The organism is Microbacterium sp. P5_E9, from assembly GCF_054049175.1.
Map to the genome: position 1 here is coordinate 1 of NZ_JBFUMV010000100.1, position 597 is coordinate 597.

1 protein-coding gene is annotated in these 597 nt (G+C 69.3%); it reads left to right on the forward strand.

Features of this window, described 5'->3' with window-relative positions:
* Nucleotides 1-17 precede the first annotated feature (17 nt).
* On the forward strand, nucleotides 18-597 hold a 580-nt coding region (locus ACXJ3V_RS20435), incomplete at its 3' end, for a transposase (RefSeq protein ID WP_457102186.1).

Below are 597 nucleotides of genomic sequence, written 5' to 3' on the forward strand. Positions count from 1 at the left end.
AAGATCAGCTCGCCGCCATGCAGAGCAGCACCCCGGAGGGCACCCCAGGCGGGAGAGCACCCGAGGACCAGAAGCGCCGCCAGCCCAAGCGCGARGCACTGCCGCCGCACCTGCCGCGCGTGGACCAGCGCATCGAACCGGAGGACACCCGCTGCCCGACGCCCGAATGCGGCCAACCGATGGTGCGCGTGGGCGAGGACATCAGCGAACGGCTGGACATCGTGCCGGCGCAGTTCTTCGTGCAGCGGCAAATCCGCGGCAAGTGGGCGTGCAAGTGCTGCCAGCTGCTGGTGCAGGAGCCGGCTGCCCCGCAGGTCTTCGACAACGCGCTGCCAACGCCRGGCCTGCAGGCCCATACGGCGATCAGCCGCTTCGTCGACCACATTCCGTACTAYCGGCAGGAGCAGATCAAYGCCCGCTCGGGCGTGCGCACSCCGCGCTCGACGCTGGCGGCCTGGGGCGGACAGACCGGTGCGCAAWTGATGCCGCTKTACGACGCGCACCGGGCGTTCGTGCTCAGTTCGCGCATCGTTCAAGCCGACGAGACGCCCGTCTCCATGCTGGACCCCGGTGCGGGCAAGACCAAGAAGGCCTACA